General features: G+C 45.0%; 1 protein-coding gene and 1 pseudogene. Both read right to left on the bottom strand.

Annotation, left to right across the window (positions count from 1 at the left end; all coding sequences use genetic code 11):
* Positions 1-276: 276 nt before the first annotated feature.
* Positions 277-765 (bottom strand): hypothetical protein, encoded by a 489-nt coding sequence (locus tag ACR0DT_RS25030; protein WP_480713343.1) that lies wholly within the window; start codon positions 763-765, stop codon positions 277-279.
* A 418-nt stretch (positions 766-1,183) separates the two neighbouring features.
* Positions 1,184-1,454: pseudogene (locus tag ACR0DT_RS25025) on the bottom strand (transposase); the annotation flags it as partial.

Genomic DNA, 1,454 nt, shown 5'->3' with positions numbered 1-1,454 from the left:
GAAGTATCTGCCACCTATTCACCGATGAAGAGTGCTATAACTTCTTCGTTGCCGCAGGATTTGAAACCAATTAAACCAGACACGCTGTAATCTCTTCAGCTAGCAAGAAACTTTGCAACACAACCCGGACTGAAAGCTCTGACAGTCTAGGATGGCATGATCCTGATAAATGCCGCCAGAAAATGGCCAACCGTCAGATCAAATCGGAACTACTACAAATCAGAGCCTGGTGTTTGTTCCTGTCACACCGCAAGCGATTTCATAATTAAATGGTTATTAGCGTGGCCAAATTTTTCTAGAGAAGCGAAACTGAAGGCTTGGGTAATCCCATTCAGTGCGCAGCACTGATTCCGTGTACTTCTTAAACAATAAACTTTCCGGCCATTTCTCTGTCTCATTTATTGGAAGCTTTAATTTAGTAGAAGCAACACAGATCAAAGAAAACATACTGCCTCCATTTAATTCATACTCAACAGAAAACCGGCTCCCTAAAAGTGTTAACCAATGTTTTTCTAAGTTAAGTTCATTGAAATTGAATTTCTTGTTACATTGAAAGGATTGCAAAGTGTATTTAGCTCGATTTATATCAGACCAATATTCTCCATCCGGCTCTAATAATACTGGTTTTGACGCCACGTTGTACTCTACTCGCCTTATCTCTAAATCTAATAAGTTAACACAAAAATTTCGAAACTCACGACCATTTGGACTCTTCAAATAGCGAGCGTAAAAATCCAAGACTGGTGATGGAGAGAACTGTCTCAAAGTTAATCTCAAAGCCAAAGCAAGACTGAAGTCCTTCCTAGTAAACTTCAAGGTATTAATGCAATAAAGCTATTCCGAAAATAGAGATGCCGTAATGGAGTTTTTGGCGACTTCGGTCAGGTTGATGTGGAGTGCCGTTGCCCTTGATGCGCTGGTGGCGCGTCTACGAGGTCGCATGGTGGCATGTGCCTCAATTCCTTGGAATAGAAGGGCAACGATATGGAAGTTTAAATCGGATTGGACGTTTCACTGGCAAGCACGGCGATTTGTGTGCTAGAACCACAAGGCAAGATAGGTGAAGAGTTGCAGGCGGAGAGTGACCCTGAGGCCTTGGTGCATACAGTCAGTTCGTTTCCACGTATGATTGCCGCAATCGAACTTGAAGCCGGACCATTTTCACAATTTTTAGGGTCAGGCTTCATAGCCAATAGATGACGGTTGCCGCCAGAGTGATGGCTGAGAGGAATGCCTTCGGGCATCTGTCGTATCGGGTCGCCACACGCCGCCAATCCTTCAGCCTGCCGAACCTGATTTCGATCTGGTTGCGCCGTTTGTATCGGCGCTTGTCGTACTTGACAGTTGTCTTGTGCCGTTTTCAGTCTGGGGTGCATGCGCGTATCCCTTTATCTTTCAACGCTTCTCTGAGCCAGTCGGCATCATATCCGCGGTCCTCGAGCAGCGAGTCAACT

The sequence above is a fragment of the Ruegeria sp. BI11 genome (genome assembly GCF_056538005.1).
Note: the sequence above shows the minus strand (reverse complement) of the source record. Positions and strands in the feature narration are given on the sequence as shown.